This window comes from Stenotrophomonas bentonitica (assembly GCF_002887735.1).
Lineage (GTDB): Bacteria > Pseudomonadota > Gammaproteobacteria > Xanthomonadales > Xanthomonadaceae > Stenotrophomonas > Stenotrophomonas bentonitica_A.
The window spans coordinates 316,421-329,991 of record NZ_PKQP01000001.1 but is presented as its reverse complement, the minus strand read 5'-3'; the positions used below and the strand labels follow the sequence as shown (position 1 = coordinate 329,991).

Below are 13,571 nucleotides of genomic sequence, written 5' to 3'. Positions count from 1 at the left end.
TCGCACCACCATTCATCACGGCCCAGGCGCCTGCGCCGGGTCCACCAGGGTGACACCATGAAATTCTCTGAAAACTGGCTGCGCAGCCACGTCCCGACCACCGTCTCGCGCGATGAACTCAGCGCGGTGCTGACCGCGATCGGTCTGGAAGTGGAAGAGGTCGATGCGCTGGGCGATGGCCTGCAGCATGTGGTCGTGGCGAAGATCATTTCCGCCGAACGCCATCCCGAAGCCGACCGCCTGCAGATCTGCCAGGTCGATGCGGGGCAGGGCGAGCACCTGCAGATCGTATGCGGTGCGCCGAACGCGCGCCCGGGCCTGGTCGCACCGCTGGCAATGGTGGGCGCGCAGATCGGCGATCTGAAGATCAAGCCGGCCAAGCTGCGCGGCGTGGAATCCAACGGCATGCTGTGCTCGGCCAAGGAGCTGGGCCTGGACACCGATGCGTCCGGCCTGTTCGAACTGCCCGACGATGCGCCCGTCGGCCAGACCCTGGTCGAGTACCTCGGCCTGCCGGACGCCAGCATCGAGATCAAGCTGACCCCGAACCGCGCCGACTGCTTCAGCATTCGCGGCATCGCCTTCGACGTGGCCGCCGCATGCGCCAGTGAAGTGGTGCCGTTCGACGCTGCGCCGGTGGCCGCCGTGGGCACGCGTGAGCTGACGATCCAGCTGGACGCCGGCGCCGAGGCTCCGCGTTACGTGGGCCGCGTGATCGAGGGCGTCAACGCCCGCGCCGCCACCCCGTTGTGGATGGCCGAGCGCCTGCGCCGCAGTGGCGTGCGCCCGGTCTCGCTGCTGGTGGACGTCACCCAGTACGTGATGCTCGAGCTCGGCCAGCCGATGCATGCCTTCGATCTGGGCACCCTGCAGGGCAGCATCGGCGTGCGTCGTTCGCGTGCGGGTGAGACCCTGAAGCTGCTCGATGGTCGCGACGCCGCGCTGGACGACAGCTTCCTGCTGGTCACCGATGCCGACCGCCCGATCGCGCTGGCCGGCCTGATGGGCGGCTTCGATACGCGCGTCACCGACGACACCACCAACGTGTTCCTGGAGGCCGCGCACTTCGCGCCCGCCGCGATCATGGGCCGTGGCCGCAAGCTGGGCCTGCACACCGATGCCGGCCACCGCTTCGAGCGCGGTGTCGACCCGGTGCTGCCGCGCGCGGCGATCGAGTACGCCACCCGCCTGATCCTGGACCTGGCCGGCGGCACGCCTGCGCCGGTCACCGAGGCCGTGCGCGACGCCGACCTGCCGGCGACCGCCACCATCGGCCTGCGCCGCGCCCGTATCGCGCGCGTGTTGGGTATCCAGATCGCCGATGCCGATGTGGAGCGCATCCTGCGCGCGCTGGGCATGGACGTGACCGCGACCGCCGATGGCTGGCAGGTCACCGCGCCGAGCCGCCGTTTCGATATCGCCATCGAAGAAGATCTGATCGAAGAGCTGGCCCGTATCCACGGCTATGAGCAGATCCCGACCACGCTGCCGGGCGGTGCCTCGCGCATCGCCATGCCGACCGAGACCCGCCTGGACGACCTTAGCGTGCGCCGCCAGCTGGTGGCCCGTGACCTGCAGGAAACCATCAATTACGCCTTCGTCGATGCCGCGCTGCTCGCGCAGTGGCAGCAGAGCGAGGGTCTGGTCGCGCTGGCCAACCCGCTTTCCGCCGAACTGGCGGTGATGCGCCCGTCGCTGCTGCCGGGCCTGGTCGCGACCCTCGGCCGCAACGCCGCGCGCCAGCTGGGCCGCGTGCGCCTGTTCGAACTGGGCCGCGTATTCCATCAGCAGGCCGGCGAGGGCCAGCCCGCCCCGCTGGAGACCCAGCGCGTGGCCGCTGCGATCTGTGGCGATGCCGACACCCAGCAATGGGGCCTGCCGACCCGCAAGGTCGACTTCCACGATCTCAAGGGCGACCTGGAATCGCTGGCGGTCGCCAGTGGCGCCGAACTGGAGTTCAAGCCGTCGCAGCGTCCGTATGGCCACCCGGCACGTTCGGCCGAGGTCTACCGTGACGGCGTCAGCCTGGGCTGGATCGGCCAGATCCACCCGCGCCTGGCCAAGGCCATGGATATCGACGTGGACGTATTCGCTTTCGAGCTGGACCTGGCCCCGCTGGCCACCCGCGCGCTGCCGCGGGCGAGCGAGCAGTCGCGGTTCCCGTCGATGCGCCGCGATCTGGCCTTCCTGGTGCCCGAGGCCGCGGCCTGGGCCGACCTGGAAGCGACCCTGCGCCGCGCCGTCGGCCCGCTGCTGCGGGAGGTCACCCTGTTCGACCGGTACGTCGGCCAGGGGGTCGAGCCGGGGTTCAAGAGTCTCGCTATGGGCTTGATTTTGCAGGACAAGTCGCGCACTCTGACGGACCGCGACGTGGATGCGGTGGTGGCCGAGGCGGTCTCTGCCATGGAGCGTGAACATCACGCCCGGATCCGCGGTTGAGCGGGAAGCATGGGGGATAGCAGGCAATGGCATTGACCAAGGCGGAGATGGCCGAGAAGCTGTTCGACGAAGTCGGTCTGAACAAGCGCGAAGCCAAGGAATTTGTCGACGCGTTCTTCGATGTGCTGCGTGAAGCATTGGAACAGGGACGTCAGGTGAAGCTGTCCGGCTTCGGGAATTTCGACCTGCGGCGCAAGAACCAGCGCCCGGGTCGCAACCCCAAGACCGGTGAGGAAATTCCGATTTCCGCCCGTACGGTGGTCACCTTCCGTCCGGGCCAGAAGCTCAAGGAAAGGGTAGAGGCATATGCTGGATCCGGGCAGTAACCGAGAACTTCCGCCGATACCGGCCAAGCGCTACTTCACCATCGGTGAAGTCAGTGAGCTGTGCGACGTCAAGCCGCACGTGCTGCGTTACTGGGAAACCGAGTTCCCCAGCCTCGAGCCGGCCAAGCGCCGCGGCAACCGCCGCTACTACCAGCGCCACGACGTGCTGATGGTCCGCCAGATCCGCGGCCTGCTCTACGAGCAGGGCTACACGATTGGCGGCGCGCGCCTGCGCCTGGAAGGCGCCGATGCGCGCGAGGAATCGGCGCTGAGCAACCAGATCATCAAGCAGACGCGGATGGAACTGGAAGAAGTGCTTCAATTGCTGCGCCGCTGAACCATTTTTCACGCAAACCCGTTATACTCGTCGGCCCGCTGAGAGGCGGGGACATTGCCAGCATCATCGGGGCGTAGCGCAGCCTGGTAGCGCATCTGCCTGGGGGGCAGAGGGTCGTCGGTTCAAATCCGGCCGTCCCGACCAATGTTGGTGATTCGATCAAAGGCTTGTGCAGCGATGCGCAGGCCTTTTTTCTTTGTGGGCTGCTTACCCGCGGCGGTGCTCACGGCTCAGCGAATGTACCCGGACCGCAAGATCACCTCATCCACCGCCGCCACGTCGTCATATCATTCATCGTTGGATGCAGGCCGCGGTCGGAAGGCATGACGCCGTTGCCTCAACGCCCGTGCAACGGCAACGGCCGGTCGATCACCACATCCTTCATCACCAGGGTCGAGGTCAGCCGCTGCACGCCGGGCAGGGCGGAAAGGTGTTCGTCGTAAAGCTGCCGGAACGCGGCCAGGTCGCGGGTGATGACGTGCAGCAGATAGTCCGGATCGCCGAACAGGCGCTGCGCCTGCAGGACCTGGGGCACCTCGGCGACAGCCTGCTCGAAAGCGTCCACGGCGTGGCGGTCGCCGTCGCGCAGGGTGATGAACACCAGCGCCGAGAACTTCAGGCCCAGCGCGGCGGGATCGAGCTCGGCGCGGTAGCCCCGGATCGCGCCGGACTGTTCCAGCGCCCGCACGCGACGGTGGCAGGGCGAGACGCTCAGGCCGATGCGCTCGGCCAGTTCGGTCACGGTGAGGCGGCCGTCTTTCTGCAGCTCGGCAAGAATCCGCTGGTCGGTGATGTCCATGCGCAAGAGTTTCCTCCTGAGTGGCCGTGCCGGGCAAGTATTTGGAAGCACATTCCAAAGGAGCGGGAATATTCTTCTGTCTGGCACACGGATCGCGGCAAGACCGCCCTTTGGACCCCATGCAACCCAGCGTCATTGCCGCCTTCTGGGCGGTCTCGATCCTCTTCGTGCTCACCCCCGGCGCGGATTGGGCGCACGCGATCGCTGCCGGCCTGCGCGGGCGCGCGGTAGTGCCGGCGGTGGCCGGGTTGTTGTCCGGTCACCTGCTGGCGATCGGGCTGGTCGCTGCGGGCGTCGGCGCGCTGTTCGCCCAGGCACCGGTCGCGCTGCACGTACTGACCGTCCTTGGCGCGCTGTATCTGCTGTGGCTGGGCATCGGACTGCTGCGCCATCCGCCGGTCGCCGCCGCCGAAGCGGGGCAGGCCGTGGCGGGCTGGCGCCACTGGGCGGTCAAGGGCGCCTGCGTGAGCGGGCTCAATCCCAAGGTGCTGTTGCTGTTCCTGGCGCTGCTGCCCCAGTTCATTTCCGCCAGCGCGGCATGGGCGATGCCTGTGCAGATCCTCGCGCTGGGCATGGTGCATCTGGTCAGCTGCGCGGCGGTCTATCTGGCCGTCGGGTATGGCGCCGGTGCCGTGCTGCGCACCCGCCCCCGTGCATCACGCGTGGTCGGCCGCATCTCGGGCGCCGCGATGATCCTGATCGCGGTGCTCTTGCTGAGCGGAACCGGCACACTCTGACCCCACGTTGTCCCCACGAGGATCCTTGGCATGACCGAACAGCTCCATCCCTACGCGACGCCGGGCAGTGCCCCGGTCCCGGCCCCGCGCGTGCGTATCCCGCATCTGCAGCAGATGAAGGAGCGCGGCGAGAAGTGGGCGATGCTCACCGCCTACGACATGTATACCGCGGCGATCTTCGAAGACGCCGGCATTCCGGTGTTGCTGATCGGCGATTCGGCGTCCAACAACGTGTTCGGCAACGACTCGCTGCTGCCGGTCACGGTCGATGAGCTGATGCCGCTGTTGCGCGCGGTGAGCCGCTGCACGCGCCGGCCGCTGGTGATCGCCGATCTGCCATTCGGTTCCTACCAGGCCTCGCCGGAGCAGTGCTTCCATACCGCCGTGCGTTTCATGAAGGAAGGCGGGGCGCATGCGGTCAAGCTGGAGGGCGGCATCGAGATGGTGCCGCAGGTACGCAAACTGGTCAGCTGTGGCATTCCGGTGATGGCGCACATTGGCTTCACGCCGCAGTCGGAGCATCAGCTGGGTGGCTTCCGCGTGCAGGGGCGGGGCGACGATGGCGCGCGCCTGATCGAGGAAGCGCGTGCGCTGGAGGCGGCAGGTGCGTTCGCCGTGCTGATGGAGATGGTGCCCGGCGCGGTTGCCGCCCAGATCACCGCGGCGCTGAAGATCCCCACCGTCGGCATCGGGGCGGGCAGCGACTGCGATGCACAGGTGCTGGTCTGGCAGGACATGGCCGGGCTGCGCACCGGCAAGCTGCCGCGCTTCGTGAAGCAGTACGCGGACATGCACGGGCTGCTGCAGAAGGCGGCACGTGAGTTCGCGGCTGAGGTGGGGGCAGGCACGTTCCCCGGCCCGGAACACACGTTCTGATCGACAGGCGTATCGCCTGAGGCGCGTGCCCACCCCGCCCAATGCCGCCGGTCAGCATCCGGTGCTGGATCATCTGGAGCTGATCGTGGGCGCGCAGGGCGATGCGCAGGGGCTGAGCATGCACACGCGGGTGTTCGGGGCTGGCGATTGGACCGGGCAGGGCGCGTGGCGCTCGGTGTCCTGGGTGCTGCCGGTGCCCGCACGCGGCGGGTTCGTCCGTGCCCGGGGCAGCAGTACTGCCGAGCGCTCGCCACTGCCCGATGTGCCGGGTGAGGATCCCTGGCCTGCCCCCGCATGCGACGAAGAATGGGCGGGTAGGGGCCATCGGGGTAGAGTGACTGCTCAACCCCTGGACGAGGAAAGAGAAAAAGATGGCGGTGCGCACCTTGGTAGCGGCGGATCTGGAACAGGCCAGCCGCATCTGTATGGCGGCCTTCATGGGATCGGTGGCCGATTCACTGACCCCAGTTGGTATCGAGACGTTTTCCCGCATCGCTTCGGTGGAAGGATTCCGTACGCGGATGTCGCACGACAACCTCATGCTGGTGTTCGAACAGCAGGACCGTATCGTCGGTGTGGCGGAGCTCAAGGAGGGCCGCCACGTGGCGATGTTGTTCGTGGACCCTGCCGCTCAGCAGCAGGGCATAGGCAAGGCGCTGATGGCCGCCATGATCGATCACGCACGCGTGGATGTGCTGAGTGTCAGCGCTTCGCTGTCGTCGGTGCCGGCGTATGAGCGCTATGGCTTTGCGTGCGCAGGCGAGGCGGCCGAATCCTCCGGCCTGAGGTATCAGCCGATGAACATGCAGCTCATGGCCCGCCCCTGACTTCACACCGTTCAGCCGACGCGTTCACGAAGGTGAGACAGCCCAGTGGCTACGGTGGAGTCCTGTCATTCAACCCGATTCGGGGAAAGGATCATCATGATCAAGTGGGCCATCATTTTTGCTGTCATCGGCCTGATCGCCGGCGCCCTCGGTTTTGCGGGCATCGGTGGCGCCGCCATCGGCATTGCCAAGTTCCTGTTCTGGGCGGGCATCATCATCGCCGTCGTGCTGTTCGTACTGGGCATGACCATCGCCAAGAAGGTGACCTGACCGGGCGCGCGCCTGCGCCAACGGTCAGGAACGAAGGCCTGCGCGATTTCGCGCAGGCCTTTTCATTGGTGGCTCTCGTTCCAGCGCACGCAGCTCACTGGAAATACACCGATACCCCCAGCCCGGCCTGCGTGTCCGGGCTGTCCTCATCCAGGCCCACGTCGAACGAGGCATCCAGCTGGACTGTCGGGGTCACCATCCAGGTGATGCCAGCCCCCGCTATTCCGGTCGAAGGCTCACCGTCGCTATCGGTGAAGCCCGCCTCCAGATAGGTGCTGATGGTATCGGTGGCGGCAAAGCTCAGGCTGGGTGCCCAGGTCACGCTGTCCTCGCTGCCACCGCGGGTGACATTGGCGTACAGCGCGCCGGTCCAGTGATCGTTGAACGCGTACTCGTAGCTCGCACCCAGCGCGTACTGCGTGGCGCCTTCGCTGAAGTCGCGCGAGCCGGTGGCGAAGGTGGTACTGGCCAACAGCGCCACGGCGTGCGTGTCCGAGGGCAGGGGCAGGGCGAACTTCAGGCCGACGCCCACATCACCGGCACCGCTGCTGCGCTCGGCGGGGGCATTGCGCGGTGCCACGCGCAGATGGTTCCAGGGCGAGGTGAAGGCCTGCAGTTCCACATGGCTGGCCAACCCGATACGGAGGTTGATGTCGGCACTGTACTGCGTGCTCAGCACCCCCCCGTCGTCGCGGTCTCGGCTGAAAGCGGGCAGCCCCGCCTCGAGCGCGACGCCACCGAGGGGCAGGGTCGAGGCGGCAAAGCCGATGCCGGGGCGATCGAAGGCCAGGTCCGGCGGCGCGTCCTGCTGCGCGTGCACCGCACCGGAGAACAGCAGAGAAACCAGCAGGGCCGAACACCGCATGCGCACGCTCCAGGCCGGCCGATACCGGCATCAGGCGCAGTCAGCCTGCCCCTTGGCCGGAATGTACCACGGTGATTTCGGCGGTCATGTGCAGGTGTCGGCGGCACCCGCCCGCAGGGCGGTGTGCGATGTCGCTCAGCGTGCTGGCCGGGTCATGGCGATGAGGGCATCACGCACGCGGTCGGTCGCCGCGTCCGGCGTGGCGTCACAGCCGAGCACACAGGCGCGGAGCAGGAAGCCATCGGCGGCATGCCGCGCGGCGGTCAGTTGCGCATCACCACGGTCCAGCGGATGTTCGCGCAGGACCGCATCGAGCCACGCACGCCGTGCGGTGATCCAGTCGCTGTCGACGTGGTGCGGCCGGCACTGCGCACTGATGGTGCGCCCGATATCGAACAGCTCGGCGATGTAGGCACGCGAGAACCGGCCATGGGCCTGACTGTCACGGTCCATGCGCTGCTGGATCGCGCGGTGGAGATTGGCCACGATCGCATGCGCGGCCAGGTCGTCATTGGCTGCTCGCAGCAGCAGGGTATCGGTTGCGTTGTGCATTCGCGCCTCCAGGACACCGGTGGGGGAAAAACGTGGGTTCAGCCGCGTGGCAGCGCCGGACCGCCCTGCCGCAGCAGCGTGTCCAGCAGCGCGACGACGCGTTCGCCCTGGCCTTGGCAGGCCAGCTCGAACGTGGTCTGCCCGTCGAGCGCGGGCAGGGGGGAATGCAGAATCCATTCAAGAACGGCGGCGCGGTCCGGTTCGATCTGCAAGGCCAGATCCGCGACACGACGTACGATTCCCTGACGCATGATCAGAATCCGTAACTGAGGGAGAGGGCGGCGGTGTCCATGTGATCGCCACGGGTCATCGGGCTGTCGCGCACGGCATCGGCCAGCGACGTGCGACGGATCGATGCGGTCGCGGTCCAGCGCGGGCCCAGCGGCATCACCGCGGCGATGTCCATGTATGGCGACACGCCGCTGCCGGCCGAGTAATGCGCCAGGCCACTACGGACCGCTTCGCGTTGGCTCACGCCGAAGTAGTAGTCGTTGAGATCGGCGCTGGTGTAGGTCACCCCCACCGCAGGCATGAAGGTCACGCGGCCAGCGGGAACCGGGTAGGCGTATCGGGCATCGGCCGAGAAGCCACCCCCGTGCCCGGTCACTTCGGCCTGCGCGTTGGCCTGCAGCACGCCCCAGTCGGCCTGGTGGCGCCAGGACACGCCCAGCATCCCGGACAGGCTGCGGTTGTCCAGCTGGCGCAGCTGCGGGTCATGACTGTCGCGGCGTTTGAAGCGCATCACGTACGGCGAGGCGGTGAGTGCCAGTTCGGACTGCGCGGTCTGGTGGAGGCGATAGCCCACGCTGCCACCGCGGAAGAAGAACGAGCGGCCTTCCCAGCTGACGATCGGGGCGGCCAGACGATCGGTGTCATAGCCGGCGTACGGGGCCTTGAGGGCGACAACGGCGATGCCGACGCTTCCTTTCCTGCCCGCTTCGGGGGCATCGGCGGCCTGGGCGCCGGTGGCGGTCAACGCAGTGCCCAGGGCCAGGCCAAGCAGAGCGGAAGAAGGACGCGAAAAGCGGAAACGGACGTGCATGGACCTGCCGAAGGGGAACAACCGGAGCCTCATGGTGGGCGCCCTACATTGTCGGAACGTTACGTCGGCGTGCGCGGTACCATCGCCTCCTTCGTACCCCGCAGGCACCGCTCCCATGCGCCTTCTTCTCCTGGAAGATGATCCGGAAATGGCCAGCGCGATCCAGGTCAGCCTGGCGCGCCATGGCATGGTGGTCGACGTGGTCGGCTCGATGGCCCAGGCCGATGAAGCGCTCAAGGCCGGCGTACACCAGATCCTCCTGCTGGACCGCCAGCTCCCCGATGGCGATGGCGCCAGTTTCGTCCAGGTCGCCCGTGAGCGGGTGCCGAACCTGCCGGTGATCATGCTGACCGCGCGCGCTTCGGTGGCCGACCGGGTCACCGGGCTGGATGTCGGTGCCGATGATTACCTGACCAAGCCCTTCGCCGTGGAAGAACTGCTCGCACGGATCCGCGCGATCTCCCGGCGCCCCTCGCAGATCACCCTGCCGGTGTTGTCACTGGGCCGGCTGCAGTTCGATTTCGTGGCGCGCGAGGCACGCGTTTGCGATGTGCTGCTGGCATTGCCGCGGCGGCAGCTGCTGGTGCTCGAAGCGCTGGCGCTGCGTCAGGGGCGCACGGTGGGCCGCGCTTCGTTGCTGGAGGCCGTGTACGGTTTTGACGATGCCATCCAGTCCAACGCGCTGGATGCGCATGTCTCCAAGCTGCGCAAGGCGCTGCTGGAAGCCGATGCCGGCGTGGAGATCCATGTCATGCGCGGCATCGGATACCTGCTCAAGGACACGCCGTGAGACTGCTCAAACCCGATTCCCTGGCCTTCAACCTGGTCTGGAAGGTGTGCCTGATCCAGGCGGCGACCATCGCGCTGGCGTTGAGTGCGATGGTGCTGACCTACGGCGACCGTCGCTCGGCCTACATCGACTGGAAGACCAGTGACCAGATCGCATCGGCGATCTCCGTTGGCGCCCAGGGGCTGGAGGCGGATCCACCGAAGGTCGCCCTGGCCGTGCCGCGCCCGCCGGCCACGTTCTGGTTCGCCGCCGCCGACGAACGCGGCCGGCGGCTGGTGCATGGCGAGGTGCCCGTGCAGTACCGCCCGTTGGTCGCGCGGCTGGATCACATCGAGCAGACCGATATCCGCACCCGCATCAATGCCGATGCGCTTGCCGTGCGCGTGGTGGTCGTGGATCGGCCCGAAGGGCGATTGCACGTGGCGGTGGGCGGCATTCCCGAACGCAGCATCGTGCGGCAGCTGCTGTTGATCTTCCGCTATCTGGGGGGCTGGATCGCATTACCGGTGCTGGTGATCACGCTGGTGGTGGCGCCGTGGGTGATCCACCGCGCGCTGCGCGGGGTCAACCGCGTGGCAGCGCAGGCGGCCGCGATCCAGGTCAACGAGCGTGGCAGCGGCCTGGATACGCGCGCGGTACCGCTGGAGATCTACCCGCTGGTGGATGCGTTCAACGCGGCCGTGCGCCGCATCGGTGAAAGCTACGACGCCCAGGACCGCTTCCTCGCCGGCGCAGCGCATGAGCTGCGCATGCCGATCGCGATTCTGGCCACGCGGCTGGCCGATCTCCCGCCCGGCGAGGCACGCTCGCGCCTGCAGCTGGACCTGAGCCGCCTGAGCAACATCGCCGAGCAGCTGCTGGATCTGCAGCGGCTGGACCGCCACGGCAGCCAGTCGCAGCGCATCGACCTCTCCGCACTGACCCGTGAGGTTGCCGCCGACGTGGCGCCGCTGGTCGTGGATGCCGGTTACGGCTTCTCGGTGGACGCCCCCGACCAGCCGATCTGGGTCCGCGGCGATCCACATGCACTGCACCGTGTCATCGCCAGCCTCCTGCAGAACGCCATCGCCCACGGCGGTGGCCGCGGCATGATCGCGGTGGCGCTGCACGATGACGGCAGCCTGTCGGTCAGCGATGAAGGCCCTGGTGTGCCCGAGGCCGAGCGGCTGTCCGTGTTCGAGCCGTTCCATCGGTTGCGGCCCAGCGGCAGCGGCAGTGGGCTGGGCCTGCATCTCGCGCGTGAGATCGTGCTGCGGCATGCCGGCACCATCGCCGTGGACAGCGCCCCCGGTGGTGGCGCGCGGTTCCTGGTGGTGCTGCCGGTGGATCCGCGGCCGGTGCTGGCAGCGGCCCCGGCATGACCAATGGCAGGTGATCGGGCAGAGGCGTCGTGGGACAACGGACAGGTCCCCCTTTCAGGTGCCGGTTCGATGCGCGTACATTCGCTGTTCGGTGTGATGGTGACGTCCGGCCTGGCCCTGTCTGGCCTGTCCGGGTGCGCCACCTATGACGATGTCGCCTCGCGCCCGCAGTGCGAGGATTCGCCGCAGGTGAAGGACCTGCCGGCGCAGGTCGCCCGCCGGGAAAGCCGCTGCAATGAGTTGAACATCCGGTTCAATGACGGAGGCGGCGGCGACAGCAAGCCGCTCGATTTCGGCGGCAAGAACAAGGACGGCTGATCCCGTGTGGGATCAGCGTTTCGCCGGCCCGGCCGGCGGCTCAGCGCAGTAGGCGGTGATGACCTCGGCGGTATTCTCCAGCCCCTTGGCCTTCGCCAGCTCCCAAGGACGTTCGCACTGCTGTGTGCGTTCGCACCAGCGGTAGCCTGCCGAGCCGATGCACCCGTGCGCATCGCGGTCTGCGCCCGGTACGCCCGCAGTGGGTGAGGGGGGCGGTGCAGGATGGGCGCAGGCGGTGAGGGCGGCGAGCAGGGGAAGCAGGGCGGCTCGAATGGACATGGACCCTCCATGGGCGCTTGAGGTCGCGGGCAGTCTCGCGCTGGGTCCGTCGATGCCACGTGCAGGATGCCGGGTTCACTCCTCCATCACTTGGCGTGGGCTGATATGACGCGGAACGGTTCCGCCGATGCTGCGTTGTAGTGCATGACCAGCGCCGTGGAAGCGATGATGCGTTGAAGCAGGATGCTTGCGACGAGTCTGCGTGGGTATCGCCTGTATCAGGTTCGACGCCAGCTTGTCAGCGCCACGGCCAGGAGGCACGCCATGAAACTGCTGTTTTCGATGCGTCACATTACGCTTGCTGCGGCACTCACCTGTGTCTGCGCCCAGGCCGATGCCTGCACGCGCGTGGTGTACCTGGGCGACAACCAGGACGTGATCACCGCCCGCTCGATGGATTGGAAAAGCGATGTCGCCACCAATCTATGGGTGTTGCCCAAAGGCATCAGCCGCGATGGCCAGGCCGGTCCGCGCTCGATCCGCTGGACGTCGCGCTACGGCAGCGTCGTCGCCACCGGCTACGACATCTCCACCACCGACGGCCTCAACGAAGCGGGACTGTCAGCCAATCTGCTGTGGTTGGCCGAATCGGAGTACCCACAGCAGCGTGGCAGCAAACCCGGGTTGGCGATTTCGTTGTGGGCGCAGTACGCGCTCGACAATTTCGCCACCGTTGCCGAGGCCGTCGCCGCGCTGGAACGCGAGCCGTTTTCCATCGTGACCGACAAGGTGCCGGGCGAATCGCGACTGGCCACGCTGCACCTGTCCTTGTCCGACGCCAGCGGCGACAGCGCCATCGTCGAGTACATCAACGGCAGGCAGGTGATCCATCACGATCGCGCTTACCAGGTGATGACCAACTCGCCCGTGTTCGACCAGCAGTTGGCGCTGAACGCGTACTGGCAGGAGATTGGTGGCACCGTGATGCTGCCCGGCACCAACCGCTCGGCCGATCGGTTCGCACGCGCGAAGTTCTACATCAACGCCATTCCCAAAAGCGAAGATCCGGTGGTGGCGCTGGCGAGCGTGTTCAGTGTGATCCGCAATGTGTCCGTGCCCTATGGAATCACCACGCCGGGGGAGCCGAACATTTCTTCCACCCGCTGGCGAACTGTCGCCGATCACAAGCGCAAGCTGTATTTCTTCGAATCGGCGATGACACCCAATACCTTCTGGGTGGATCTCAACAAGGCCGATTTCTCGCGCGGTGCGCCGGTGCTGAAACTCGACCTGGGGCCGGACCAGCGCAATGTGTTCGCCGGCGACGCGCTGCCCCGATTCCAGCCGGCCGAACCTTTCCGGTTCCTTGGTACCGATAGTTGAGCAAAATCAGACTAATCCGATACCCGTAGGCTGCGGCCTGCTCTATCGTTCCTGCTGAGGGATGGATCCCTCCCGTCGTGAGCTTCTCGCCCAGGCATGCCGCAAAGGAACGATCCGCATGGTGATCAAACTGCAACATATCGAACGCCGCTGGCACGTCGTGCATCCGGCCAAATCCGCACCGATCGCATTCCGCAACGGTGCCACCGCCTTTGACTTCGCCGATGCCCTGGCGCGCGAGCATTTTGCCGAAACCGGCAACAGCAGCGCCGTCCGGGTGCAGGTGCTGGAAACCTACGTGGACGCCGTGCGCTACGGCTGAGCGGCCGCGAAGCAGCCACCAGAACGGATGTGACCAGCTTCGGTCGGCTCAGTCAGCCTCGCGTCGGGTACCTAAATAGGGCATGAAATCAGCGACTTCTGGCCTATG

18 protein-coding genes and 1 tRNA gene are annotated in these 13,571 nt (G+C 67.0%); 13 read left to right on the top strand and 6 right to left on the bottom strand.

Annotated features, from left to right (window positions below):
- Nucleotides 1-57: 57 nt before the first annotated feature.
- The 4 genes from pheT (at nucleotide 58) to C0R07_RS01490 (ending at nucleotide 3,246) form a co-directional block, all read left to right on the top strand.
- Nucleotides 58-2,439, top strand: coding sequence for a phenylalanine--tRNA ligase subunit beta (pheT, locus tag C0R07_RS01505; RefSeq protein ID WP_102788055.1), 2,382 nt, complete (start codon nucleotides 58-60; stop codon nucleotides 2,437-2,439).
- Between the two features lie 26 nt (nucleotides 2,440-2,465).
- Nucleotides 2,466-2,765, top strand: a complete 300-nt coding sequence (locus C0R07_RS01500; protein WP_005410432.1) for an integration host factor subunit alpha — start codon at nucleotides 2,466-2,468, stop codon at nucleotides 2,763-2,765.
- Nucleotides 2,746-3,102: a MerR family transcriptional regulator gene (locus tag C0R07_RS01495; RefSeq protein WP_019182707.1), complete on the top strand. Its 357-nt coding sequence runs from the start codon at nucleotides 2,746-2,748 to the stop codon at nucleotides 3,100-3,102. The genes C0R07_RS01500 and C0R07_RS01495 overlap by 20 nt, the downstream gene beginning before the upstream one ends.
- Before the next feature lie 67 nt (nucleotides 3,103-3,169).
- A tRNA-Pro gene (locus C0R07_RS01490) sits at nucleotides 3,170-3,246 on the top strand.
- A 193-nt stretch (nucleotides 3,247-3,439) separates the two neighbouring features.
- Here the strand turns inward: C0R07_RS01490 and C0R07_RS01485 are convergent.
- A complete protein-coding gene (locus C0R07_RS01485; RefSeq protein WP_070470897.1) occupies nucleotides 3,440-3,901 on the bottom strand; it encodes an Lrp/AsnC family transcriptional regulator in 462 nt (153 codons plus the stop codon).
- A 119-nt stretch (nucleotides 3,902-4,020) separates the two neighbouring features.
- Here C0R07_RS01485 and C0R07_RS01480 point away from each other — a divergent pair, with 119 nt between their 5' ends.
- The 4 genes from C0R07_RS01480 (at nucleotide 4,021) to C0R07_RS01465 (ending at nucleotide 6,611) form a co-directional block, all read left to right on the top strand.
- Entirely contained in the window at nucleotides 4,021-4,638 is a 618-nt protein-coding gene (locus C0R07_RS01480) for a LysE family translocator (RefSeq protein WP_019182770.1), read from the top strand.
- 30 nt (nucleotides 4,639-4,668) lie between these two features.
- A complete protein-coding gene (gene panB, locus C0R07_RS01475; protein WP_070470895.1) occupies nucleotides 4,669-5,514 on the top strand; it encodes a 3-methyl-2-oxobutanoate hydroxymethyltransferase in 846 nt (281 codons plus the stop codon).
- 371 nt (nucleotides 5,515-5,885) lie between these two features.
- Nucleotides 5,886-6,341, top strand: a complete 456-nt coding sequence (locus C0R07_RS01470) for a GNAT family N-acetyltransferase (RefSeq protein WP_019182773.1) — start codon at nucleotides 5,886-5,888, stop codon at nucleotides 6,339-6,341.
- A 96-nt stretch (nucleotides 6,342-6,437) separates the two neighbouring features.
- A complete protein-coding gene (locus tag C0R07_RS01465; protein WP_019182774.1) occupies nucleotides 6,438-6,611 on the top strand; it encodes a DUF1328 family protein in 174 nt (57 codons plus the stop codon).
- Nucleotides 6,612-6,705: 94 nt separating this feature from the next.
- Here the strand turns inward: C0R07_RS01465 and C0R07_RS01460 are convergent, their stop codons facing one another.
- The 4 genes from C0R07_RS01460 to C0R07_RS01445 form a co-directional block, all read right to left on the bottom strand.
- Nucleotides 6,706-7,476 carry a transporter gene (locus tag C0R07_RS01460; protein ID WP_102788054.1) on the bottom strand — a complete coding sequence of 257 codons (771 nt, stop codon included), beginning with the start codon at nucleotides 7,474-7,476 and terminating at the stop codon, nucleotides 6,706-6,708.
- Nucleotides 7,477-7,611: 135 nt separating this feature from the next.
- Nucleotides 7,612-8,028: a hypothetical protein gene (locus tag C0R07_RS01455; protein WP_070470891.1), complete on the bottom strand. Its 417-nt coding sequence runs from the start codon at nucleotides 8,026-8,028 to the stop codon at nucleotides 7,612-7,614.
- Between the two features lie 38 nt (nucleotides 8,029-8,066).
- A complete protein-coding gene (locus tag C0R07_RS01450; protein ID WP_046273230.1) occupies nucleotides 8,067-8,279 on the bottom strand; it encodes a hypothetical protein in 213 nt (70 codons plus the stop codon).
- Nucleotides 8,280-8,281: 2 nt separating this feature from the next.
- Nucleotides 8,282-9,070 (bottom strand): MipA/OmpV family protein, encoded by a 789-nt coding sequence (locus C0R07_RS01445; RefSeq protein ID WP_102788053.1) that lies wholly within the window; start codon nucleotides 9,068-9,070, stop codon nucleotides 8,282-8,284.
- A gap of 115 nt (nucleotides 9,071-9,185) precedes the next feature.
- Between C0R07_RS01445 and C0R07_RS01440 the strand changes: the two genes are divergently transcribed.
- The 3 genes from C0R07_RS01440 (at nucleotide 9,186) to C0R07_RS01430 (ending at nucleotide 11,539) form a co-directional block, all read left to right on the top strand.
- Nucleotides 9,186-9,860 carry a response regulator transcription factor gene (locus C0R07_RS01440; protein ID WP_019182779.1) on the top strand — a complete coding sequence of 225 codons (675 nt, stop codon included), beginning with the start codon at nucleotides 9,186-9,188 and terminating at the stop codon, nucleotides 9,858-9,860.
- Complete coding sequence (locus tag C0R07_RS01435) at nucleotides 9,857-11,221, top strand: sensor histidine kinase (protein WP_102788052.1); 1,365 nt, start codon at nucleotides 9,857-9,859, stop codon at nucleotides 11,219-11,221. The genes C0R07_RS01440 and C0R07_RS01435 overlap by 4 nt, the downstream gene beginning before the upstream one ends.
- Before the next feature lie 69 nt (nucleotides 11,222-11,290).
- Entirely contained in the window at nucleotides 11,291-11,539 is a 249-nt protein-coding gene (locus C0R07_RS01430) for a hypothetical protein (RefSeq protein WP_102788051.1), read from the top strand.
- Nucleotides 11,540-11,551: 12 nt separating this feature from the next.
- On the opposite strand, the gene C0R07_RS01425 is transcribed toward C0R07_RS01430, so the two are convergent.
- Entirely contained in the window at nucleotides 11,552-11,818 is a 267-nt protein-coding gene (locus C0R07_RS01425; RefSeq protein ID WP_174704337.1) for a peptidase, read from the bottom strand.
- Between the two features lie 282 nt (nucleotides 11,819-12,100).
- On the opposite strand from C0R07_RS01425, the gene C0R07_RS01420 reads away from it, so the two are divergent.
- Both C0R07_RS01420 and C0R07_RS01415 read left to right on the top strand, forming a co-directional pair.
- Nucleotides 12,101-13,141 carry a linear amide C-N hydrolase gene (locus C0R07_RS01420; protein WP_343125359.1) on the top strand — a complete coding sequence of 347 codons (1,041 nt, stop codon included), beginning with the start codon at nucleotides 12,101-12,103 and terminating at the stop codon, nucleotides 13,139-13,141.
- 118 nt (nucleotides 13,142-13,259) lie between these two features.
- A complete protein-coding gene (locus tag C0R07_RS01415; RefSeq protein WP_019182784.1) occupies nucleotides 13,260-13,463 on the top strand; it encodes a hypothetical protein in 204 nt (67 codons plus the stop codon).
- Nucleotides 13,464-13,571: the final 108 nt, after the last annotated feature.